Source organism: Oceanibaculum pacificum, assembly GCF_001618175.1.
Classification (GTDB): Bacteria; Pseudomonadota; Alphaproteobacteria; order Oceanibaculales; family Oceanibaculaceae; genus Oceanibaculum; species Oceanibaculum pacificum.
Genome location: NZ_LPXN01000102.1, coordinates 22,734 through 44,102, shown reverse-complemented (window position 1 = coordinate 44,102; position 21,369 = coordinate 22,734). Strand labels below are relative to the sequence as shown.

At 67.1% G+C, this 21,369-nt stretch carries 20 protein-coding genes; 13 read left to right on the top strand and 7 right to left on the bottom strand.

The annotated features are described in order from the left end of the window. On the top strand, positions 1–681 hold a 681-nt coding region (locus tag AUP43_RS08895; protein ID WP_157089289.1), incomplete at its 5' end, for an ABC transporter ATP-binding protein. A gap of 136 nt (positions 682–817) precedes the next feature. Continuing rightward, positions 818–1,615 carry an FkbM family methyltransferase gene (locus AUP43_RS08890; protein ID WP_198154858.1) on the top strand — a complete coding sequence of 266 codons (798 nt, stop codon included), beginning with the start codon at positions 818–820 and terminating at the stop codon, positions 1,613–1,615. Here the strand turns inward: AUP43_RS08890 and phnF are convergent. Further along, positions 1,612–2,370, bottom strand: a complete 759-nt coding sequence (gene phnF, locus AUP43_RS08885) for a phosphonate metabolism transcriptional regulator PhnF (protein ID WP_232314951.1) — start codon at positions 2,368–2,370, stop codon at positions 1,612–1,614. The two genes, AUP43_RS08890 and phnF, sit on opposite strands and share 4 nt — an antisense overlap. Positions 2,371–2,439: 69 nt before the next feature. Between phnF and phnG the strand changes: the two genes are divergently transcribed. The 11 genes from phnG to AUP43_RS08830 all read left to right on the top strand — a co-directional run bounded on the left by phnG (position 2,440) and on the right by AUP43_RS08830 (position 13,113). Further along, positions 2,440–2,934: a phosphonate C-P lyase system protein PhnG gene (gene phnG, locus AUP43_RS08880; protein WP_322096410.1), complete on the top strand. Its 495-nt coding sequence runs from the start codon at positions 2,440–2,442 to the stop codon at positions 2,932–2,934. Position 2,935: 1 nt separating this feature from the next. Beyond that, positions 2,936–3,535, top strand: coding sequence for a phosphonate C-P lyase system protein PhnH (phnH, locus tag AUP43_RS08875; protein WP_067555377.1), 600 nt, complete (start codon positions 2,936–2,938; stop codon positions 3,533–3,535). A gap of 3 nt (positions 3,536–3,538) precedes the next feature. Continuing rightward, positions 3,539–4,645 carry a carbon-phosphorus lyase complex subunit PhnI gene (locus tag AUP43_RS08870; RefSeq protein WP_067555373.1) on the top strand — a complete coding sequence of 369 codons (1,107 nt, stop codon included), beginning with the start codon at positions 3,539–3,541 and terminating at the stop codon, positions 4,643–4,645. A gap of 1 nt (position 4,646) precedes the next feature. Beyond that, on the top strand, positions 4,647–5,510 hold the full coding sequence (locus AUP43_RS08865) for an alpha-D-ribose 1-methylphosphonate 5-phosphate C-P-lyase PhnJ (RefSeq protein WP_067555370.1): 864 nt from the start codon (positions 4,647–4,649) through the stop codon (positions 5,508–5,510). Then, positions 5,507–6,277, top strand: coding sequence for a phosphonate C-P lyase system protein PhnK (phnK, locus tag AUP43_RS08860; protein ID WP_067555367.1), 771 nt, complete (start codon positions 5,507–5,509; stop codon positions 6,275–6,277). Before AUP43_RS08865 ends, phnK begins: the two co-directional genes overlap by 4 nt. A 2-nt stretch (positions 6,278–6,279) precedes the next feature. Beyond that, complete coding sequence (gene phnL, locus AUP43_RS08855) at positions 6,280–6,993, top strand: phosphonate C-P lyase system protein PhnL (RefSeq protein WP_067555364.1); 714 nt, start codon at positions 6,280–6,282, stop codon at positions 6,991–6,993. Then, positions 6,993–8,138 (top strand): alpha-D-ribose 1-methylphosphonate 5-triphosphate diphosphatase, encoded by a 1,146-nt coding sequence (locus AUP43_RS08850; RefSeq protein WP_067555361.1) that lies wholly within the window; start codon positions 6,993–6,995, stop codon positions 8,136–8,138. Before phnL ends, AUP43_RS08850 begins: the two co-directional genes overlap by 1 nt. Positions 8,139–8,163: 25 nt before the next feature. Further along, on the top strand, positions 8,164–8,724 hold the full coding sequence (locus tag AUP43_RS08845; protein WP_067555358.1) for a phosphonate degradation HD-domain oxygenase: 561 nt from the start codon (positions 8,164–8,166) through the stop codon (positions 8,722–8,724). 142 nt (positions 8,725–8,866) lie between these two features. Continuing rightward, positions 8,867–10,957 carry a hydantoinase/oxoprolinase family protein gene (locus tag AUP43_RS08840; RefSeq protein WP_067555355.1) on the top strand — a complete coding sequence of 697 codons (2,091 nt, stop codon included), beginning with the start codon at positions 8,867–8,869 and terminating at the stop codon, positions 10,955–10,957. Further along, positions 10,954–11,274: a hypothetical protein gene (locus AUP43_RS08835; protein WP_067555352.1), complete on the top strand. Its 321-nt coding sequence runs from the start codon at positions 10,954–10,956 to the stop codon at positions 11,272–11,274. The genes AUP43_RS08840 and AUP43_RS08835 overlap by 4 nt, the downstream gene beginning before the upstream one ends. 69 nt (positions 11,275–11,343) lie before the next feature. Beyond that, positions 11,344–13,113 (top strand): hydantoinase B/oxoprolinase family protein, encoded by a 1,770-nt coding sequence (locus AUP43_RS08830; RefSeq protein ID WP_067555349.1) that lies wholly within the window; start codon positions 11,344–11,346, stop codon positions 13,111–13,113. Positions 13,114–13,123: 10 nt separating this feature from the next. Here the strand turns inward: AUP43_RS08830 and AUP43_RS08825 are convergent, their stop codons facing one another. The 6 genes from AUP43_RS08825 to AUP43_RS08800 all read right to left on the bottom strand — a co-directional run bounded on the left by AUP43_RS08825 (position 13,124) and on the right by AUP43_RS08800 (position 21,367). Then, on the bottom strand, positions 13,124–14,302 hold the full coding sequence (locus AUP43_RS08825) for an acyl-CoA dehydrogenase family protein (protein ID WP_067555346.1): 1,179 nt from the start codon (positions 14,300–14,302) through the stop codon (positions 13,124–13,126). Between the two features lie 2 nt (positions 14,303–14,304). Then, the gene (locus AUP43_RS08820) at positions 14,305–15,420 is read right to left on the bottom strand and encodes an acyl-CoA dehydrogenase family protein (protein WP_067555343.1); all 1,116 of its coding nucleotides are present in this window, start codon (positions 15,418–15,420) and stop codon (positions 14,305–14,307) included. 10 nt (positions 15,421–15,430) lie between these two features. Then, positions 15,431–17,188 carry an acyl-CoA dehydrogenase family protein gene (locus AUP43_RS08815; protein ID WP_067555340.1) on the bottom strand — a complete coding sequence of 586 codons (1,758 nt, stop codon included), beginning with the start codon at positions 17,186–17,188 and terminating at the stop codon, positions 15,431–15,433. Further along, entirely contained in the window at positions 17,185–19,137 is a 1,953-nt protein-coding gene (locus tag AUP43_RS08810) for a TRAP transporter permease (RefSeq protein WP_067555337.1), read from the bottom strand. The genes AUP43_RS08815 and AUP43_RS08810 overlap by 4 nt, the downstream gene beginning before the upstream one ends. 67 nt (positions 19,138–19,204) lie before the next feature. Further along, the gene (locus tag AUP43_RS08805; RefSeq protein ID WP_067555333.1) at positions 19,205–20,374 is read right to left on the bottom strand and encodes a TAXI family TRAP transporter solute-binding subunit; all 1,170 of its coding nucleotides are present in this window, start codon (positions 20,372–20,374) and stop codon (positions 19,205–19,207) included. A 72-nt stretch (positions 20,375–20,446) separates the two neighbouring features. Further along, on the bottom strand, positions 20,447–21,367 hold the full coding sequence (locus AUP43_RS08800) for an SDR family NAD(P)-dependent oxidoreductase (protein ID WP_067555330.1): 921 nt from the start codon (positions 21,365–21,367) through the stop codon (positions 20,447–20,449). Positions 21,368–21,369: the final 2 nt, after the last annotated feature.

The window sequence follows — 21,369 nt, the reverse complement described above, 5'->3', positions numbered from 1 at the left end:
TCCGGCGGCCAGCGCCAGCGCGTGGCCCTGGCCCGGGCGCTGATCAAGCGGCCCAAGGTGCTGCTGCTGGACGAGCCGCTGGGCGCGCTGGACAAGCAGCTGCGCGAGCATATGCAGATCGAGATCAAGCATATCCACGAAAGCCTGGGCGTCACCGTCGTCTACGTCACCCACGACCAGGAGGAGGCGCTGACCATGTCCTGCCGGGTCGCCGTGATGGCGCAGGGCAAGGTGCTGCAGGTTGCCACCCCGCGCGCGCTGTACGAGGCGCCGAACTGCCGCGAGGTCGCCAGCTTCATCGGCACGATGAATTTCTTCGAGGCCACGCCAAAGGGGATGGAAGGCGAGAGGCTGCGGCTCGACGCCCGCGGCCTGGGCCCGATCGCCGCCCCCGCCCCGGCCTGGCCGGTCAATGGCGCGGCACTGGTCGCCATCCGGCCGGAGAAGCTGCAACTGACGCTGGAGCGTCCGGCCGACGGCAGCCAGGCGGTGCAGGGCACCATCCTGCATTCCGCCTATCTCGGCGACCGCAGCCACTTCCACATCCGCCTGCCGGATGTCGCCGCCCCCATCGCCGTCTCGACCCAGAACATCGACCGCAGCGTGCGCGACGATCTGGACGACGGCACACCGGTCTGGCTGTCCTGGCGCGACCAATCCCTGGTCGTGCTGCCGAGGTAAGCTTCCAAACGGAAAGAACGCGACGATGCCATCCTTGACCCAGCGGGTCCGCAATATCGCGGCCCGTATCCTGTATCGTGTGGCGCCGCCACCACCGCCTGCACCAGTACAGACAATGGGCATTCAGGGGGGAATCGTGGAGGTCATCCAGGCTCGCCATGGGCTGATGCTGGTGCCGCGCGCCGATATCACCATCGGCGGCGCGCTGCGCCGCTACGGCGAGTGGGCCGAAAGCGAGGTGAAGCTGATGGCGGCCTTCATACCCTTCGGCGGCACCGTGCTGGAGGTGGGCGCCAATCTCGGTTGCCATACGCTCGCCTTTTCCCGTCTGGTCGGACCGGAAGGAAAGGTGATCGCGCTGGAGCCGCAATATTTCATCCATGCCTGCCTGTCGGGCAGCATCGCCTTGAATGGCTGTCAGAACGTGCGGACATTCCATGCCCTCGCGGGCGACCATATGGGCAGCTTCCTTCCCCCCGCCATCGATTACGCGGAGACCGGGAATTTCGGCGCCGTTCATTTTCGCGACGTCGATGCCGCCGAACGAAGCTTCGAGACGATCCAGATGATCTGCGCGGACGATCTCGTCATTCAACGCCTGGATCTGGTGAAGATCGATGCGGAGGGCATGGAGGCCGAGGTTCTACGAGGCATGATAAAGACCCTCGACCGGCTGAAGCCGGCTGTGTTCGCCGAGGCCACCAGCCGCGCTCGCTCGGAGGCCGTGGAGGCGATCCTGCGCCCCCTCGGCTATCGCGGATGGACGGTGCAGGCGCCGGCCTTCAACCCGGATAATTTTCGCGCGGACACGTACGACGCTTTCATCGGCGCGACGGAGACCAACATCCTCTATCTCACCGATACACTTGCCGACCGCCATGCCGGGCTAATCCGGGAGTTCCCCGAATTCAGCCCGGCGCAGATGCCCGCCTAAGGCGTGTCGAACACCAGCTGCACCCGCTCCGACGCGAAGCGGACATAGCCGTAGCGGATCGGCGTGCCGTTCAGGTCGGCGTCGACCGCCTCGGCCACCAGCACCGGGCGGTTGCGCGGCTGGGCCAGGGTTGCCGCCTCGTCCTCGGTCGGCATGCGGGCGGTAACGCGGGTCAGCTTGCGGCGGTAATCCGCGACGCCATGCGCCCTCACCATCTGGGTGACGGAATGGGTGTCGGCATAAAGCTGGGCGGCGTTGGGGAAGCGTTCGGCCGGGAAATAATTCTGCGAATAGACGATCGGCCGGCCATCGGCTTCGCCGACCATGCGCAGCATGACGCAGAGCGTGCCGGCCGGCATTTCCAGCGCCTCGGCGATATCGGCATCGGCCGCCACCAGGCTCGAATCGATCAGCTTGCCGCCGGGAATGCGGTTCTGCCCCGACACGATCTCGGAAAAGCGGGTGCGTGCCCCCAGCGTATAATCCAGGACATGCTCCTGCACGAAGGAGCCGCGCCCCTGCTCGATACGGATCAGCCCCCGCCCTTCCAGCGCCTCCATGGCGCGGCGCAGCGTATGGCGATTCACCTTGAAGCGGTCGGAAAGCTCCTTTTCCGTCGGTAGCCGCTCGCCGGGCTGGAAGCGCCCATCGGCGATATCGCGGATCACCGTCTCCTCGATCTGCCGCCACAGCGCCACGCCCGCGCCGCGGGAGAGATTGGCATCGACCTGCATCGCGTCACCCGCTGCTGTCATCAGAAATTCACACCTTGCCTCTTTACGGCGACATCGGTGCGGGAGCATAGTGAGGCGAAATTGATATGGATGTCTATACAAATTTTTCAGAGGTATAGAATGCCCTCGTCCACCGCCCTCTCTCCGGATCAACAGGCGCGCCGCCGCTGGATGTCCGTCCTGGCCAAGGCCCCGGCGGAAAAGCTGATCCATCTATGGGATTCGCTGCCCGACAAGCCGGACTGGTCCTATCTGCGCCGGCCGGAAACCGGGATGGTCATGGTGCGCGGCCGCGCCGGCGGTAGCGGCCAGCGCTTCAATCTGGGCGAGATGACTATGACGCGCTGCTCGATCCGGCTGGGCGATGGGCGCGTCGGCCATGGCTATGTCGCGGGGCGCGGCCAGGGCCACGCCACCACCGCCGCGCTGATCGACGCGCTGATGCAGGACGAGACCCGCCGCGCCGCCCTGGAACAGGCGGTCATCGCGCCGCTGGAAGCCAGCGCCGCTGACCGCCGCGATCTCTCGGCGCGCAAGGCGGCGGCCACCAAGGTCGATTTCTTCACCATGGTTCGCGGAGAGTGAGATGACCGAGACCCTGCTTGCCGGCCTCGCCGACCCCACCCTCGACAGCCAGCGCGTGTTCCGCGCGGCGCTGGACGCCCTGTCGCGCCCCGGCCGGGCGGTCGACCTGCCGGACGTGCTGCCGGACGGCGCGCCGGCCCCGCTGATGCCCGCCACCGCCGCCCTGGCGCTGGCGCTGTTCGACTACGAAACCCCGGTCTGGCTCGACCCCGAGGCCGACCGGCTGGCGGTGCGCGACTGGCTGCGCTTCCATTGCGGCTGCCCGCTGGTGGCGGACAAGGCGCAGGCGCGCTTCGCCATTCTGGCCGGGCCGCTGGACGCTCTCGACGGATTTGCCGCCGGCAGCGACGCCTATCCCGACCATTCCGCCACGCTGCTGGTGCAGGTGGCCGGCCTGTCCGAGGGTGCGGCCCATCGCCTAACCGGACCCGGCATAGAGCTTGAGGAAACAATGCAAATCAATGGCTTGCCGGACGATTTTGCTGCTCTTTGGGAGCGTAATCGCGGCCTGTTTCCGCGCGGTATCGACCTGTTCCTGGCCGATGGCGCGCGGCTGATCGGCCTGCCGCGCACCACCCGCATCGAACGCAAGGAGGCCTGAGCCATGTATGTCGCGGTAAAAGGCGGCGAGCGCGCCATCGAGAATTCCCGGCGCCTGCTGGCCGAGGAGCGGCGCGGCGACACATCGGTGCCGGAGGTGACGCTGGCGCAGATCGACGAACAATTGTCGCTGGCCGTCGACCGGGTGATGACCGAAGGCTCGCTCTATGACCGGGAGCTGGCGGCGCTGGCGGTGAAGCAGGCGCGTGGAGATCTGATCGAGGCGATCTTCCTGCTGCGCGCCTATCGCACCACCCTGCCCCGCTTCGGCTATGCCGAGCCGCTGGACACGGTGGCGATGCAGGTGCGGCGGCGCATCTCGGCGACCTATAAGGATCTGCCGGGCGGCCAGGTGCTGGGCCCGACCTTCGACTACACGCTGCGGCTGCTGGATTTCGACCTTGCCGCAGCCGACAACGCGCCCGAGGCGGAAGCCGCCGACGCGCCGCTGGAAGGCGGCATGCCGCGCGTCACCGACATTCTGGGCCATGGCGGGCTGATCGAGCCGGAGGAGCCGCGCGACGAGCAGGAGGTGGGCGATCTGACCCGCGACCCGCTGCGCTTCCCGGCTGAGCGCGATGTGCGGCTGCAATCGCTGGCGCGCGGCGACGAGGGGTTCCTGCTGTCGCTGGGCTATTCGACGCAGCGCGGCTACGGCAAGAACCACCCTTTCGCCGGTGAAATCCGCCTGGGCGAGCTGGCGGTGGAGTTCGTGCCGGAGGAGCTGGGCTTCCCCATCGAGATCGGCGAGATCACCGTCACCGAATGCCAGATGGTCAACCAGTTCCAGGGCTCAGCTACCGAACCGGCAAAATTCACAAGGGGTTACGGCCTGACCTTCGGCCATTGCGAGCGCAAGGCGATGGCCATGGCGCTGGTCGACCGCTCGCTGCGTGCCGAGGAGCTGGGCGAGCAGGCAAAGGCCCCGGCGCAGGATCAGGAGTTCGTGCTGTACCACGCCGACAATGTCGAGGCGTCGGGTTTTACCCAGCATCTGAAGCTGCCGCATTACGTCGATTTCCAGGCTGAGCTGGTGATGGTGCGGCGGATGCGCGAGACGGCGGCGAACAATGCCGCCCGCAACGATGATTTCGAGGAGGCGGCGGACTGAGATGAGCACCGCGCAGGGCTATAATTTCGCCTATCTGGACGAGCAGACCAAGCGGATGATCCGCCGCGCCATCCTGAAGGCCGTCGCCATCCCCGGCTATCAGGTGCCGTTCGGCAGCCGCGAGATGCCGCTGCCCTATGGCTGGGGCACCGGCGGCATTCAGGTTACCGCCGCCATCCTCGGCCCGGACGATACGCTGAAGGTGATCGACCAGGGGGCCGACGACACCACCAACGCGGTGAATATCCGCAGCTTCTTCCAAAAGACCGCCGGCATGGCGACGACCGACCGGACCCGTGAGGCGAGCATCATCCAGACCCGCCACCGTATCCCGGAGACGCCGCTGGTCGAGGGCCAGATCATGGTCTACCAGGTGCCGATCCCCGAGCCGCTGCGCTGGCTTGAGCCGCGCGAGGGCGAGACCCGCAAGATGCACGGGCTGGCGGAATATGGCGTCATGCAGGTGAAGCTGTATGAGGATATCGCGCATTACGGCCATATCTCCACGGCCTACGATTATCCGGTGCGGGTGAATGGCCGCTATGTGATGAGCCCCAGCCCGATCCCGAAATTCGACAATCCGAAGATGGACAATTCGCCCGCCCTCCAGCTGTTCGGGGCCGGGCGCGAGAAGCGCATCTACGCCATTCCGCCTTACACCAGGGTGGAGAGCCTGGATTTCGAGGACCACCCCTTCCAGATCGAAAGCTGGGACCAGGCCTGCGCCATCTGCGGTTCGGCTGACAGCTACCTCGACGAGATCGTTACCGACGACAAGGGCGGGCGGATGTTCGTCTGCTCCGACACGGATTACTGCGGCGAGCGGGTTGCCGCCGGCCATACGGGCGAGGAACAGGCGGCATGAACAAGCTGTTGCAAGTGACTGACCTGTCGAAGAATTACGGCAGCCGCATCGGCTGCGAGGGGGTCGCCTTCGACCTTTATCCGGGCGAGGTGCTGGGTATCGTCGGCGAATCCGGCTCCGGCAAGACCACGCTGCTGCGCTGCCTGTCGGCCCAACTTGAGCCGAGTGCCGGACGCATCGCCTATGACATGCGCACGCAGGGGCTGACCGATATCTGGTCGCTGTCGGAGCCGGAGCGCCGCATGCTGATGCGCACCGACTGGGGCATCGTGCACCAGAACGCCCGCGACGGGCTGCGCATGGAAGTCTCCGCCGGGGCCAATGTCGGCGAGCGGCTGATGGCGGTGGGCGCGCGGCATTACGGCAATATCCGCACCGAGGCGGAGGATTGGCTGACCAAGGTGGAGATCGATACCGGCCGGATCGACGATCTGCCGGCCACCTTCTCCGGCGGCATGCAGCAGCGTCTGCAGATCGCCCGCAACCTCGTCACCCAGCCGCGCCTGGTGTTCATGGACGAGCCGACCAGCGGCCTTGACGTGTCGGTGCAGGCCCGCCTGCTCGACCTGATCCGCACGCTGGTCAACCGGCTGGGCATCGCCTGCGTCATCGTCACCCACGATCTGGGCGTGGTGCGGCTGCTGGCGCACCGGCTGATGGTCATGCGTCGCGGCCGGGTGGTCGAACACGGCCTGACCGACCAGGTGCTGGACGATCCGCAGCACCCCTACACCCAGCTTCTCGTTTCCTCGATATTGCCGGTGTGACAATGACTTACGATGATACAGTGATGATTGCGGCGGAAGGGCTGGCGAAATCCTTCACGCTGCATCTGCAAGGGGCGACGCACATACCGGTGCTGGGCCGCATGGATTTCGCCGTCCGGGCCGGCGAGTGCGCCATCCTGGACGGGCCGTCCGGGGCCGGCAAATCGACGCTGATGCGCTGCATCTACGCCAATTACCTGCCGCAGGAAGGCCGGGTGCTTATCCGACATGACGGCGATCTTACCGACATCACCCATGCCGAGCCACGCGCCATTCTGGATATCCGCCGCCGCTCGCTGGGCTATGTCAGCCAGTTCCTGCGCGTCATCCCGCGCGTCGGCACGCTGGATCTGGTGATGGAGCCGCTGCTGACCCTGGGCGTCGCCGAGGCCGAAGCCAAGGAACGCGCCGCCACCCTGCTGTCGCGCCTGCGCATCCCGGAGCGGATGTGGCGGCTGCCCCCGGGCACCTTTTCCGGCGGCGAGCAGCAGCGGGTGAACATCGCCCGCGTCATGGTGGTGCATTATCCGGCCCTGCTGCTGGACGAGCCGACCGCCTCGCTGGATGCCGACAACCGGCAGACCGTCGTCGATCTTGTCACAGAAGCGTGCGGGCGCAGCGCCGCCATCGTTGGTATCTTCCACGATGCGGCGGTCAGGGAAGCCCTGGGCAACCGCACCATCACCGTCACCCCTTACGAAAAAGCGGCCGCCTGATGTCCGAAGAGATGATTTTGACCAATGCCCGTATCGTGCTGGCCGATTCCGTGCTGGAGGGCGGCACCGTGCGGGTGAGCGACGGCGGCATTCTGGAGATCGCGGAAGGTCGCAGCAATGCCGCCGAAGCCATTGACCTGGAAGGAGATTATCTGCTGCCGGGCCTGATCGAGCTGCATACCGACAATCTGGAAAAGCATCTCGCCCCCCGCCCCGGCGTGCGCTGGCCCGGCGTGCCGGCGCTGCTGGCGCACGACGCGCAGATCGCCGCGGCCGGCATCACCACGGTGTTCGACGCCGTGGTGCTGGGCAACACCATCGGCAACAACACCCGGCTGGAGCTGCTCGACCAGAGCGTGGAGGCCATCGATCAGGCCCGCGCCGCCGGGCTGACCCGCGCCGACCATTTCCTGCATCTACGCTGCGAGGTCGCCGATCCCGACGTGCTGAACCAGTACGAGAAGGTGCAGGGACATCCGCTGCTCCGCCTGGTCTCGCTGATGGACCACACCCCCGGCCAGCGCCAGTTCGTCGATATTGCCCAGTACCGGCTCTATTACCAGAAGAAGCACAATGTCTCCGAAGCCGAACTGCAGGAGATGATCGTCTCCACCAAGGCGAATCAGGAGAAATACGCCGACCCGCACCGCATCGCGCTGGCGGCGGCCTGCCGGGACCGGGGCATTCCGATCGCCGCGCATGACGACGCGACGATGGCGCATGTCGCGGAATCGGCGTCGCTGGGCATCACCATCAGCGAGTTCCCGACCACGGTTGAGGCCGCCACCGGCGCGCATGACAATGGCATGGCGACCATCATGGGCGCGCCCAATGTTGTGCGCGGCGGCTCGCATTCCGGCAATGTCGCGGCGCATGAGCTGGCGGAGCTGGGGCTGCTCGACGCGCTGTCGTCGGACTATGTGCCGATCAGCATGATGCATGCCGCCTTCAAGCTGAACCAGCAGCACGGGCTGACCCTGCCGCAGGCGGTCGCCACCGTGTCGCGCAATCCGGCGCGCATGCTGAAGATGGACGACCGCGGCGAGATCGCGGCCGGCAAGCGCGCCGACCTCGCCCGCGTCACCCTGCATCAGGGCCTGCCGCTGGTCCGCCAGGTGTGGCGCGAGGGCAGCCGCGTCGCTTGAGGAACTGACAGAAAAGGAGGAAGCCATGGCCACCGCAACCAGCGATACCGCCGACACCCTGTTCGCCATTATCGACGCCCAGGGCGGCCGGGAATACGGCACGGAGCCGGTCACCCAGCTCCAGCACGCGCTGCAATGCGCCTCCCTTGCCGAGCAGGCCGGGGCGCAGCCGGCGCTGATCGTCGCCTGCCTGCTGCACGATATCGGCCATCTGATCGACCCCGACGCCAACAAGGCCCGCGCGCGCGGCGAGGATGCCCGGCATGAGGCCCAGGCGGAACGGTACCTCAAGCAATGGTTCGGCCCGGACGTGATCCAGCCGGCCCGCCTGCATGTCGACGCCAAGCGCTATCTGTGCGCCACCGATGTCGGCTATTACGACAGCCTGTCGCCCGCCTCCAAGCACAGCCTGGAAATGCAGGGCGGGCCGTTCGATCGCGAGGACGAGCAGGAATTCATCGCCCTGCCCTATGCCCGCGACGCCGTCATGCTGCGCCGCTGGGACGACATGGCCAAGCTGCCCGATGCCGTCACGCCGCCGCTGAGCCATTTCCGGCATTATATCGACGCGGTGAAGCTGCGCTAAACCGCGCAGCGGCGAGTCCCGTCGACCGCTTGGCTCGCGCTGCGATCCCTCTTGACGTATTCATTAGCATACGAACAAAATTCCTTCTGGCGGGCGGCGCTGGATGCGCTACCGTGCCTCGCCACCGACCGGAAGGACGACGATGCCCGATTCCACGCCAGAGCGCCTGAATATCCAGCCCCAGCAGCCGGCGGGCAAGATGGTCGGCGTCGATGTCGGCGGCACCTTCACCGACCTGATCCTGATCGACCCGACGGGCGGCCTGCGCATCGCCAAAGTGCCGACCACGGTGCAGAACCAGGCTTACGGCGTGATGAGCGCCATTGAGAAGACCGGCGCGCACCTGGCCGATATCGCCTCCATCGTCCATGGCACTACGACCACGACCAACGCGCTCCTGGAACGCAAGATCGCCACATGCGGCCTGATCACCACCCGGGGCTTCCGCGACATTCTGGAACTGGGCCGGCGCACCCGCCCGAAGCCCTACGGGCTGATCGGCAGTTTCGAGCCGCTGATCGCCCGCGAGAACCGGCTGGAAGTGGCGGAGCGCACGGACGCCTATGGCCATATCCTCACCCCGCTGGACGAGGAAGGCGTGCGCAATGCCGCCCGCGCGCTGCTCGACCAAGGCGTCGAGGCGCTGGTGATCCATTTCCTGCACGCCTACGCCAACCCGGCGCATGAGCGCCGCGCGGCCGAGATCGTGCGCGAGATATGGCCCAATCCCTACGTCACCATCGGCAGCGATATCCTCTCCGAATTCCGCGAATATGAGCGTGGCACCACCGCCTCGGTGAACGCCGCCATCCAGCCGGTGCTGGACCGCTATATCCGCCGGCTGACCGACGAGCTGTCCGGCAAGGGCTATGCGAACGAGCTACTGGTGATGCAGGGCAATGGCGGCACCGTCTCGGCCCGCATCGTAGCCGAGGCGGCGGTGAACACGGTCATGTCCGGCCCGGCCTCGGGTGTCATGGCGGCAGCCTATACCGCGCGGCTGGCGGGCTATCCCGAGGTCATCACCTACGATATGGGCGGCACCAGTTCCGATGTCGGGTTGATCCTGGGCGGCGTGCCGGCGGTCAGCGCCGAGCTGGAGTTGGAATACGCTCTGCCGATCCATGTGCCGATGGTCGATGTGCACACCATCGGTGCCGGCGGCGGCTCGCTGGCCCGCATCGACGAGGCCGGGCTGTTGCAGGTCGGGCCGGAGAGCGCCGGGGCGACGCCGGGGCCTATCTGCTATGGGCGCGGCGGTGCCCGACCGACCATCACCGACGCCAATCTGGCGCTGGGCAGGCTGAACCCGGCCGGGCTGCTGGCGGTCGACGCGCCGGTCTCGATCGACGATGTGAAGCGCGCCATATCGGAGCAGGTCGGCGACAAGCTGGGGCTGGATACCGACCAAGCGGCGGCGGCCATCCTGGCCATCGGCAATATGAAGATGGCCAACGCCATACGCATGGTCTCGCTGGCGCGCGGGCACGATCCACGCGATTTCGCGCTGTTCGCCTTCGGCGGCGCGGGCCCGCTGCATGCCGTCGCCCTGGCGCGCGAGCTGGCGATTCCGAAGGTGCTGATCCCCGCCCGGCCCGGCATCACCAACGCGCTGGGCTGCGTGGTGGCCGACCTGCGGCACGATTACGTGAACACGGTGAACACGCCGCTGGCCGCCGTCGATATGGACCAGGTGGCGACGATCCTGCGCGAGCAGGTGGCGGCCGGGCGCGAAACCATCGCCCGCGAAGGCACGGAGATCGAGGAGATCACCGTGTTGCACGATGCCGACATGCAGTTCCAGGGACAGACCCACATCCTCACCATCCCGGTGCCCGGCCCGGATGTCGGCCGGGAATATCTGGAGGACGCCTTCGCCAAAGCCTATTGGGAGCGATTCGAGGTCGAGCTGCCGGAAATTCGCCCGGTATTGGTGAACCTGCACACCGCCGTCATCGGCCGCCGCCCGGCGGTGCCGCTGACCGCGCTGATCGACAAGGCGCAGCAGGCGGCCACGCCGGCCGAGGCCGTGACCGCCCGGCGCGCCGTCTGGTTCGCCGAGGGCGACTGGCAGGAAACGCCGATCTACCGACGCGAAAAGCTGCCGCTGGGCGGCCGTTTCGAGGGGCCGGCCATCGTCGAGCAGCTCGATACCACAATCGTGATCGAACCGAATTGCGCCGTGGACGTTGATGATTTGGGAAACCTGATCGTCACAGTGAGGTCCATATGAAATACGCTCTCCCGATGCTGGCCGTGCTCGTCGCCTTTTCGGCCCCGGCCGGCGCGCAATCGCCGAACCAGCAGTACAAATCCTATGTCGACGCCGTGGAGGCCGCGAAGCTTTGCCGCGACCTGCCGTCCGACCAGATGACCGAGGACAAGCTGTCGCGCGCCATCGCGACGCGCATGCAGGGCGAGGTCAGCGCCGGCGACAAGCTGCAGATCATGACCGCCTCGCGCGACCAGATGAAAGCCGCAGGCTGCGGCTCCGCCGCCGCCACCGAGGCCTTGGCCCGCTTCGACCGGGAGCTGGCGGGAAGTTTGTGAGGAAGATCGACCGTTCATTCCCTCCCTCCTTGCGGGGGGAGGGAGTTTAGTTCTGAAGGGGACACGGGCATGAGCATCGAGACGGCGGAACAGGCGCAGGACATCATTCTCGACCCGGTGACGCTGACGGTCATCCAGGCGGGCTTGCAGCAGGTCTGCAACGAGATGGATCTGGCGTTCCAGCGCGCCGCCTTCTCGCCAGTCATCTCGGAGACGCTCGACCGGTCCGACGGCATCTATCACCGCGAGACCGGGGAATTGATCGCCCAGGGGGAGACCGGGCTGCCGGTCTTCGTGGGCACCATGCAGTTCTCGACCCAGGCCGTCATCGCCCGCGCCCGCAACCCGCAGCCGGGCGACGTGTATATCGTGAACGATCCCTATATGGGCGGCACGCATCTGATGGATGTGAAGTTCGTGCGTCCCTTCTTCTACAAGGGCGCGCTCTATGCCTGGCTGGCGAATACCGGGCACTGGCCGGATTTCGGCGGCATGGTGCCGGGCGGCTTCTCCGCCAAGGCGACCGAGGTGGAACAGGAAGGGCTGCGCCTGCCGCCGGTGAAGCTGTTCAAGCAGGGCGTGATCGACGAGGAAATCCTCTCCATCATCTTCTCCAACATCCGCATCGCCGACCAGCGCATCGGCGACGTGAAGGCGCAGGCCGCCGCGCTGATGGTTGGCGACAAGCGGCTGACCGCGCTGCTCGACCGCTACGGCGCCGATGTGGTGGACGCCGCCATCGCCGAGTTGAAATCCCGCGCCGAACAGCAGATGCGCGCCAAGATCGCCACCATCCCGGACGGCACTTATGAAGGTACCGCCTATGTCGATAGCGACGGCGTGGTGGACGAGCCGCTGAAGATCGCCATGCAGGTCCGCAAGGAAGGGTCCGACCTGCATTTCGACATGGCGGGCTCCTCGCCGCCCTGCCAGGGGCCGATGAACAGCGTGCTGGCGACGACGAAATCCTCGATCTATCTGGCGATGAAGCACATCTTCCCCGACGTGCCGATCAATGCCGGCACCTTCGCGCCGCTCCACATCGCCGACCCGGATGGCACCTTCCTCTACGCGAAATATCCGCGCCCCGTCTCCGGCTGCGCGGCGGAAGTCTCGCAGCGCATCGCGGAGGCCGTGTTCGACGCCATCGCACAGGCGATCCCCGACCGGCTGTTCGGCGCGCCGGCCGGCACCAGCGGCAATTTCGCGCTGGGCGGCCACGACCCGGACACCGGCAAGAATTACGTGCTCTATCTGATCTCCGGCGGCGGCTATGGCGGCTCGCTGGAGGTGGATGGGCTGTCGAACGGCTGCTCGACCATTGGCATCTCCAAAACCACGCCGCTGGAGGTAGTGGAGCAGCGCTACCCCATCCTGTTCGAGGAATATTCGCTGGCCGAGGGCTCCGGCGGGGCGGGCAAGCATCGCGGCGGCTTCGGCATCAACTACAAGGTTCGCATCGCGCGGGGCCAGGCGCGGGCCAGCTTCGTCATGGATCATGGCCGCACCGGGCCGAACGGCGCGCAGGGCGGCGAGGAAGGCGGGCGCAACGCCGTGCGCATCCGCTATGCCGACGGCCGTGTGTACGATCCGCCGCATCTCAGCAAGGACCAGGATATCCGGATATCCGAGGGCGACAGCGTCGAGGTCACCACGCCCGGCGGCGGCGGCTATGGCAATCCGCTGGAGCGCGACCCCGACGCCGTGATGCACGATATCCAGCGCGGCTATTACGACGCGCCGGAAGCCGAGCGCCGCTTCGCCGTGGCGCTGACGGCGGATGGCGCGCTGGACATAGCGCGCACCGCCAGCTTGCGCGCGGAACGCCGCACCGCCTGAATCGCTGCCTCTATCGCCGGGGCAGACCCAGCACCTGCTGCGCCAGGATGTTGCGCTGGATTTCGTTGGAGCCGCCATAGATCGTCGGCGGGCGGGCCTTGTAGAAGCTGGCCAGCACGTCGACGCTGGTGTCGCCGATCTCGACCTCTCCATTCAGCGCGGCGAACGGGCCGGCGGTCTCGATAACCAGGTCGGCGATGCGCTGGAAACTCTCGGTCGCCCAGATTTTCAGGTAGGAGATATCCTGCCCAAGCGCCTCGCCGCGCACCACGATGCCGGTGAAATGATTATAGGCGTCGGACAGATGGGCGACATCGAGCTTCAGGCGAACATATTTCTCCCGGAAGGCCGGGTCGTCCCACAGGCCACGGGCGCGGGCGATCTTCTCCAGCACGGTCAAGCCGTATTCCGGCATTTTCGGGCTGCCGACATGAATGCGCTCGAAGCCGAGCAGCGACTTGGCCACGGTCCAGCCCTTGTTCAGCTCGCCGACCAGGTTTGAGGCCGGCGTGCGCACGCCATCCAGGAACACCTCGCAGAATTCCTCATGGCCGGCCATGTCGCGGATCGGCCGGATGGTCACGCCGTCCTGCGCCAGATCGACCAGCAGGAAGCTGATGCCCTCCTGCTTCTTGGCCTCGAAATCGGTGCGGACCAGCACGAACATGTGCGTCGCGTCCTGTGCCAGCGTGGTCCATATCTTCTGCCCGGTAATGACGAACGCGTCGCCCTCGCGCACCGCCCTGGTCTTCAGGCTGGCAAGGTCGGAGCCGCTGCCCGGCTCGGAATAGCCCTGGCACCAGATCGCCTTGCAGGACAGCACATCGGGCAGATACTGCCGGCGCTGTTCCTCCGTGCCCCAGCGCAGCAACACCGGGCCCAGCATCAGCGTGCCGTGATCCTGATAGCGCCCGATGCCCCAGCGCTCCGCCTCCTCCTGGAAGATCAGCAGCTTGGCGGCCGACAGGCCCATGCCGCCATACTCGACCGGCCAGTTCGGGGCGATCCAGCCCTTCTCCGCCATGCGCAGATACCAGTCCCGGTTTTCGTGCCAGCGCAGCCGGCGCGGAGCATAGCGCAGATGGGCCGGGTAATGCGTCTCGAACTCGGCGCGCACGATGCGGCGGAATTCCGCGTCGCTCAGCGCGTTCCAGTCGCGCTCCTGCGTGACGCCATACTGAAAGCTCATGGTCAGGCTCCCTCGCTCAGATCGCCGAAACGGCGGCGGTGCCAGGCGGCATTGCCCAGGCTGGCGGCCAGCCGGACGATCCGGTTCACATACAGGCCGAGGTCATATTCGTCGGTGAAGCCGATGGCCCCATGCAGTTGGATCGCCTGGGTGCCGATGGTCATCGCCGCCTCCGCCGCGCGCGCCTTGGCGCTGGAGGCGGCCAGCGAGAGATCGCGCCCGGCGGCCCCCGCCTCCGCCTTCTGGATCGCGGCCGCCGTGGCGTGCCGCGCCAGCTCCTGCTGGATGAACAAATCGACCGAGCGATGCTGCAAGGCCTGGAAACTGCCGATGGCGACGCCGAATTGCTGCCGGGTCTTCAAATAGTCCAGCGTCATGTCGAGCGCGCGCTGCATCAGCCCGCAGAGTTCGGCGCTCTGCACGATCACAGCCTGGTCGAGCGCGCCCTGCACCGCCTCGGCGACGCGGTTGCCGCTCATCAGCACGGCGCTGTCGGCAAGCTCGATGCCGGAGAGGCGCAGGCGGCCGGAGGGAATGCCGTCCGGCCCCGGCTCCTCGCTCAGCGCGCCGTCAAACGCCTTGGCGTCCACCCAGACCAGCAGCAAGCCGCCCGGCTCGCGCGCCAGCACCATGTAGCCGTCGGCCTGGGCGGGGTTGATGAAGCGGGCGTCACCATCGAGCACAAGGCCGCCATTGCGTCGCTGAGCGGTCACACCGGTCGATTCCGGCGGCAAGGCGCCGCCGGCCGGCTGCCAGGCTAGGGAGACGAGCAAATCGCCTGACAGCACGGCCGGCATCAGGTCCTGCTTCAGGGCCTGATTGGTCGCCTGGCTCAACAGAGCCGGCCCCAGAACCCCGGACGCCACAAATGGTTCCGGCGCGCAAGCGCGGCCCAGTTGCTCGGCCACGGCGGCGGCGGCCTCGACGCCCAGGCCCAGCCCGCCTTCCTCCTCAGCCGCCAGGATGGAGAACCAGCCCTGCGCCGCCATGCGCCCCCACAGATCGCGATCAAAGCCGGGGGCGTTGCCGCGCCAGCCACGGATGCGCTTGCCGTCGAACTTGGCGAAGCCGGCGGCGGAATTGCGCAGCAGCGCGATGGTTTCGGTCTGCTCGGTCATGATCAGTTCCTCAGGCGGCGGCGAGGGCCGCGGCGTCCGCCATCGACACCGGATCGGCGGACAAGAGCAGGCTGGCGATACGGTCCTCCCGCGCGCCGGCCATCGGCGCGAACGGGTCGGCCGGCAACAGCCGGTGATCCAGCACCAGGCGGGACAGCAGCAGCCGCCGGGCGTCGCCGCGCCGGTCGTGGATGCGCGCCGCTTCCCACGCCAGGGTCACAGCGCTGGCGACATGGTAGAGCGCGCTGGTGGCGCGGCGGGCATCGGCTTCCGCGCCCTCCTCGGCCGCGACGGCGCGGGCGAAGCCGATGGCCTTGTCGGTCAGCCCGGCCAGCCGATCGCGATAGGATTGCGGCACGCCGGGCGTGTCCTGGAGACGGGCGTGCAGGTCGGCGGCCAGCGCCGCCTCCGCCCCATGCTTGCCGACGGCGCGGCGCAGCGCGTCAAGGGCGACGATATTGCCCGTCCCCTCCCAGATCGACCCCAGATGCGCGTCACGCAGCAGCCGGGGCGTGGCGAATTCCTCGACATAGCCGATGCCGCCGCGCATCTCCATGGCGTCGCCGCACAGCTTGCGGGCGTCGCGGGTGGCGCGGTATTTCAGCACCGGCGTCAGAATGCGCAGCAAGGCGGCGGCTTCCTGGCTGCCGCCCTGCTCGGCGCGGTCCAGCGCGTCGGCGGTGACGAAGCACAGCGACAGCGCCTGTTCCAGCGGCAGCATCAGCTTCAGCAGCTGCCGGCGGGCCAGCGGATGGTCGACGATGCGCTTGCCGAACACCACGCGGCCCTGCGCGACGGTGAGGGAATCATGCAGCGCCCGGCGCATCAGCGCGGCCGACTTCACCGCGTTCGACAGGCGCGACCAGTTCACCATCTCCGCCATCTGCACGAAGCCCCGGTCGATCCGGCCGACGGCATAGGCGACGGCGCCCTCGAACCTGATCTCGCCCGAGGCCATCGAGCGGGTGCCCAGCTTGTCCTTCAGCCGCACGATCCGATAGTGGTTCGGGCTGCCATCGTCGAGGAAGCGCGGCATCAGGAAAAGACCGACGCCGCGCGTGCCCTCGCCCGCCCCTTCCGGCCGGGCCAGCAGCATCGCGATTTTCGCGTCGGCGTTGGAGCAGAACCATTTATCGCCATAGAGCCGCCAATGATCGCCTTCCGGCACCGCGCGGGTGGTCAGCTTGCCGACATCGGAGCCGCCCTCCTTCTCCGTCATGAATTGCGCGCCCTGGGTCAGGCGATTCATGTCGGTGGTGGTGAGACCGTCGAGATAGCGCGCTTTCAATTCGGCGCTGCCATAGCGGTCGAGCAGCATGGCGGCCCCGTCGGTCACGTTGATCGGGCAGCCCATGCCGAATTCGCACTGGTTGAACAGGTAGGTGAAAGCGTGCTTCGCCGCCGCCGGATAGCGGCCCTTCCAGCCCATGATGCCGTCGCGATGCGACAGGGCGTGGATGCCGTAACGGCCGAACGCCGCTTCCTCCAACTCACGATAGGCCGGATGATACTCGATATGCTGCATGTCGCGGCCGAACCGATCGCGGTGATGCAGCACCGGCCCGTGCCGGTCGGCCAGCCGGCCGCATTCGTCCAGCCGGTCGCCGGCCTCCGCGCCGAGCGCCTGGAGATGCGGCTCGATATGGCGGCGGATGTCGGCGGGCAGATGGATATCCAGCAAGTCCGGCAGGGACGGATCGGCGGTGTAGAAATTCAGGCCGGTCGTATCCGGGGCGATGGCCCCGGTCGGTTTGGAATCGAACGTCATTTTATGATCTTTCCTTCGTTCAGCCGCCGGCCGAGGAAAGCCGCGACGCCGACCGCGAGCCCCAGGATCACGCCCAGCAGATCGGTCAGCCCTTCCGGAACGAACAGCATCAGCCCGGCGACGCCGAAGCCGATGCGCGCCCAGAGCGGCAACCGGCCGAGCCGCCACAGATAGCCCTCGAAGGCGGCGGAGAGCAGGATCACCGCCAGCGTGGCGGTCGCCGCCGCCTGGATCACCAGCGACAGCTCGCCCTTCAGGATCAGCGCCGGCTGCAGCACGAACAGCACCGGCAGCAGCAGCAGCAGGCAGCCGACGCGCAGGGCCTTGAAGCCCACCGCCATGGCGTCGGCCTTGGCGATGGACGCGGCGGCGATGGCGGCCAGCGCCACCGGCGGGGTAATGAAAGACACGATACCCCAATAGAAAATGTAGAGATGGGCGGCCATCGGATCGATGCCGACCTGCACCAGCGCCGGGGCCAGCACGATGGCGAGGAAGATGTAGCAGGCCGAGGCGGTCATCCCCATGCCGAGCACGAAGCTGGTCAGCGCGCCCGCCGCCAGTAGCAGCGCGAGGTTGCCGCCGGCATACTGCACCAGCTCGCGCGAGAAGGAGTTGGCGACGCCGGTGATCGACATCGCACCGATGATCAGCCCGATCCCGGCGATCAGGCAGACCAATTGCGCCACCGCCTGGCCGACATCGACCACCAACTGGCAGGAGGCCCGGCCGTCGAAGCCGATGGCCTTGCGCCGCAGCACCGCAACGCCCAGCAGGAACAGCGCCACCCAGAACGGCGCCTCGCCCTCCATGCGCCACATCAGCAGCATGACGGTCAGGCCGATCAGCGCCAGTATGTAGTACCAGCCCTGCTTAAGCGTGCCGAGCAGGTTCGGCACCGAGGGCACGCCGAGCAGCCCGTTGCGCGCGGCGTACAGGTCGGTCTGCAACAGCAGCGCCAGATAGAACAGGATCGCCGGCAGGAAGGCGGCGGTCACCACCTCGGCATAGGGCACGTTCAGGAAATTCGCCATGATGAAAGCGGCGGCCCCCATGACCGGCGGCATCAGGCAGCCGCCGGTCGAGGCGCAGGCTTCCACCGCGCCGGCATAGACCGGGGAATAGCCGCAACGTTTCATGGTCGGGATGGTCAGCGTGCCGGTCGTCAGCACGTTGGAGGTGGGGCTGCCAGACAGCATGCCGAACAGGCCGGACGACACGATGGCCACCTTCGCCGGCCCGCCGCGCGTACGGCCCATCAGCGAGGAGGCGAAATCCATGAAGAAGCTGCCGCCCCCGGTATTGGCCAGCACCACGCCGAACACGATAAAGCCGATCAGCGTATCGGCCACCACCTGCATCGGGATGCCGATAATGCTCTCCAGCCCGTAGGCGTGCTCGGTGACGGTCTGCGCCAGGTCGAGTTGCACGCCCCACAGGAAGCCCGGCATATGGCCGGTATAGAGTGGGAAGGCGGCGAACACGATGCAGAACACGAACAGGATGATCTCGCCGGTGCGCCGCAGCGCCTCCAGCGCCAGCAGCACATACAGGCCGGCCAGCGCCGTCGGCAGGGTCGGCGCTTCCATGTTCCAGCCGCGATCCAGGATGCGCTGGGCGTTCGCCGCCATCCAGAGCGACGCGCCCAGAACCAGCGCCACCAGCAGCCAATCGTACCAGCGCACCGCCACCTGCCCCTTGCGCGCGGGGAAGGCCAGATAGCCGACGCCGACGAACAGGCCGATCATCAGATAGTAATAGGCGGTGCTGACCGGGCGGAAGCCGCCCAGCCCCAGATTGAACATCTGGTTCACCGAGACCAGCAGCCCGATGGCAGTCATCACGAAAGCAGCCCAGAAGGCCGGCCCTCGCAACCGCTTGGAGCGGGCTTCGGGGTCTTCGATCTCGCGCGTCGGCTCGATGGCGGGCGCGTCGCTGCGTGTCGTCATGAAACGATCCTGGCGAGAGGATGGGAGGGCGGGCCGCCGGGCGCGCCGGCAGCCCGCCCCTGCCGGGTCAGAGCGACGTCAGCGCCTCGGCGCGCCGGGCGTCCCACAGCGTCTGCAGGGCCGGCAGCTCGGCGTTCTTCGCCGCATCGGTCGCCATCATCTCCTTCCATGCCTTCTGCAAGGTGGCGTGGCGTTTCAGCGAGGCATCCTGCCAGGTCTGGAATTCCGGCTTCCAGATGCCGGCCTCCTTCAGATATTGGATCGCCCCATCATGGAAGGCGGCGTCCATCGGCGGGGTGCCGGCCTTGCTGGCCTGCCAGCGCACCATGATCGGGCTGGCGTCCTTGTAGGCCTCGTAGCTTTCCGCCACCGCCTTGGTCATGGCGTAGGCCTCCTCCGGCTTGGCGTCGGCCGGCACGGTGATCATCGGATAGCGATAGCCCATCATCCATACCGGGTTGGCCTCGGTAAGGCCGGCGCCGATGGTTTCCTGGAACGGCTCGACGAAAGGCACCGCCTTCTGCGCGCGCGCCCAGCCCTCCTTGTTGGCGGGGTCCAGGGCGACCCAGCCGATGCCGTTCGGGCTGGCCTCCAGCTCGCGCAAGGTGGCCGCCGCCGGGGCGACGCCGCAGCAATCGGCCTTGCCCTCGATCAGCGCCTTCATGGTCGCGCCATAGCTGGGGAATTCGATGATCTCCATGTCCTCCCACTTCAGCCCGGCGAAGGCGAGGATCGGCTCGACCTTGATGTTGACCGAGCTGTTGGCCCGCGCGATGGCGAAGCGCTTGCCCTTCAGATCCTTCGGCTCCTTGATGCCGCTAACCTTGGTGGCGACGACGGAGAAGGAATTCACCCGGCCCATCAGGGTGCGCAAATTCTGCGGGCCCCATTCCGGCGCACAATATTCGTACAGACCCTCGACCGAGAAGAAGAGTTCGTTGGCGAGCCAGGCATGCGAGGCCTTGCCGTCGGTCAGCGGCTTCACCCGGCCGATGGCGCTGCCCGAAGGCTGGAGCCGGACACGGGTGCCGTAGCGCTTGCCGAAGGCGTCAGCCACGGCGGACGCCTCGACATAGCCGGTGGAGCCGACATCGTAGGTGCTCCAGATCATGGTCGAGGCGAGGTTCGGCAGCGCGGTCTGCGCGGCGGCCGAGCGGATGATGGCCGGCATGCCGACCGCGCCGAGGGCGGTCAGGGCGGCGGTGCCTTGGAGATACTGTCGACGGGTAATACGCATTTCGTTTCCTCCTTGTGTTAAAGCCGCGGTTTTCCACGGTCTTTATGGTTGGCGGCGGTTAGCGGACCCTCCTCAGACCGGGTCCCAGGAAAACACGTCGGGGCTGCGGTCGAGCGGCAGCAGCGAGGCCTTCAGCGCCGGCATGCCCTGCTCGGCGATACTCTCCGGCGTCCAGCCCTCGGCGCGATGGACGGAGCGGATCGGCCGGCTCTGGCTCATCAGGAAAATCTCGTTCATGCGCGCGGCGAAGACCTGCCCCGACACATGCGACGCTGCGTCGGAGGCGAGATAGACCGCCAGCGGCGCGTTCTTGTCCGGCGTCATCTGCTGCAGCTTGGCGACGCGCGCCTTCTGCTCCGGCGTGTCGGCCGGGATGGAGCTGGTCATGCGGCTCCAGGCGAAGGGCGCGATGCAGTTGGAGCGCACATTGTAGCGCGCCATGTCCAGCGCGATGGATTTCGACAGCGCGGTGATGCCCAGCTTCGCCGCCGAATAGTTCGCCTGGCCGAAATTGCCGACGAGGCCCGACGTGCTGGTCATATGGACGTAGGCGCCGCTCTCCTGCTTGCGAAAATGCTCGGCGGCCGCGCGGCTGATGAAGAAGCTGCCGTTCAGATGCACGTTGATGACCGCCAGCCAGTCCTCCGGCGACATCTTGTGGAAGATCACGTCGCGCAGGATGCCGGCATTGTTCACCACGATGTCGATGCGCCCGAAGGCATCCAGCGCGGCCTCGACGCTGCGCTTGGCCGAGGCCCATTCGGACACGCTCTCGGTGCTGATGGCGGCCTTGCCGCCGCGCTGCTCGATGATCTGTTTGGTCTGCTCGGCCGGCGAGCCGGAACCGCCCTCGCCGGTCAGCGAGACGCCGATATCGTTGATCAGGATGTCTGCCCCGGCGGTCGCCATGGCGACGGCGATCTCGCGGCCGATGCCGCCGCCTGCTCCGGTCACCAGGGCCACCTTGCCGGCCAGAATGTTGGATGTCTGCATGA

Coding starts and splice junctions, on each gene's coding strand:
- AUP43_RS08815 (WP_067555340.1), bottom strand. CDS start 17,188: ATGACGTTCGATTCCAAACCGACCGGGGCCATCGCCCCGGATACGACC.
- AUP43_RS08805 (WP_067555333.1), bottom strand. CDS start 20,374: ATGCGTATTACCCGTCGACAGTATCTCCAAGGCACCGCCGCCCTGACC.
- AUP43_RS08870 (WP_067555373.1), top strand. CDS start 3,539: ATGTATGTCGCGGTAAAAGGCGGCGAGCGCGCCATCGAGAATTCCCGG.
- AUP43_RS08865 (WP_067555370.1), top strand. CDS start 4,647: ATGAGCACCGCGCAGGGCTATAATTTCGCCTATCTGGACGAGCAGACC.
- AUP43_RS08810 (WP_067555337.1), bottom strand. CDS start 19,137: ATGACGACACGCAGCGACGCGCCCGCCATCGAGCCGACGCGCGAGATC.
- phnL (WP_067555364.1), top strand. CDS start 6,280: ATGACTTACGATGATACAGTGATGATTGCGGCGGAAGGGCTGGCGAAA.
- phnF (WP_232314951.1), bottom strand. CDS start 2,370: ATGACAGCAGCGGGTGACGCGATGCAGGTCGATGCCAATCTCTCCCGC.
- AUP43_RS08845 (WP_067555358.1), top strand. CDS start 8,164: ATGGCCACCGCAACCAGCGATACCGCCGACACCCTGTTCGCCATTATC.
- phnG (WP_322096410.1), top strand. CDS start 2,440: ATGTCTATACAAATTTTTCAGAGGTATAGAATGCCCTCGTCCACCGCC.
- AUP43_RS08830 (WP_067555349.1), top strand. CDS start 11,344: ATGAGCATCGAGACGGCGGAACAGGCGCAGGACATCATTCTCGACCCG.
- phnH (WP_067555377.1), top strand. CDS start 2,936: ATGACCGAGACCCTGCTTGCCGGCCTCGCCGACCCCACCCTCGACAGC.
- AUP43_RS08835 (WP_067555352.1), top strand. CDS start 10,954: ATGAAATACGCTCTCCCGATGCTGGCCGTGCTCGTCGCCTTTTCGGCC.
- AUP43_RS08820 (WP_067555343.1), bottom strand. CDS start 15,420: ATGACCGAGCAGACCGAAACCATCGCGCTGCTGCGCAATTCCGCCGCC.
- AUP43_RS08840 (WP_067555355.1), top strand. CDS start 8,867: ATGCCCGATTCCACGCCAGAGCGCCTGAATATCCAGCCCCAGCAGCCG.
- AUP43_RS08825 (WP_067555346.1), bottom strand. CDS start 14,302: ATGAGCTTTCAGTATGGCGTCACGCAGGAGCGCGACTGGAACGCGCTG.
- AUP43_RS08850 (WP_067555361.1), top strand. CDS start 6,993: ATGTCCGAAGAGATGATTTTGACCAATGCCCGTATCGTGCTGGCCGAT.
- phnK (WP_067555367.1), top strand. CDS start 5,507: ATGAACAAGCTGTTGCAAGTGACTGACCTGTCGAAGAATTACGGCAGC.
- AUP43_RS08800 (WP_067555330.1), bottom strand. CDS start 21,367: ATGCAGACATCCAACATTCTGGCCGGCAAGGTGGCCCTGGTGACCGGA.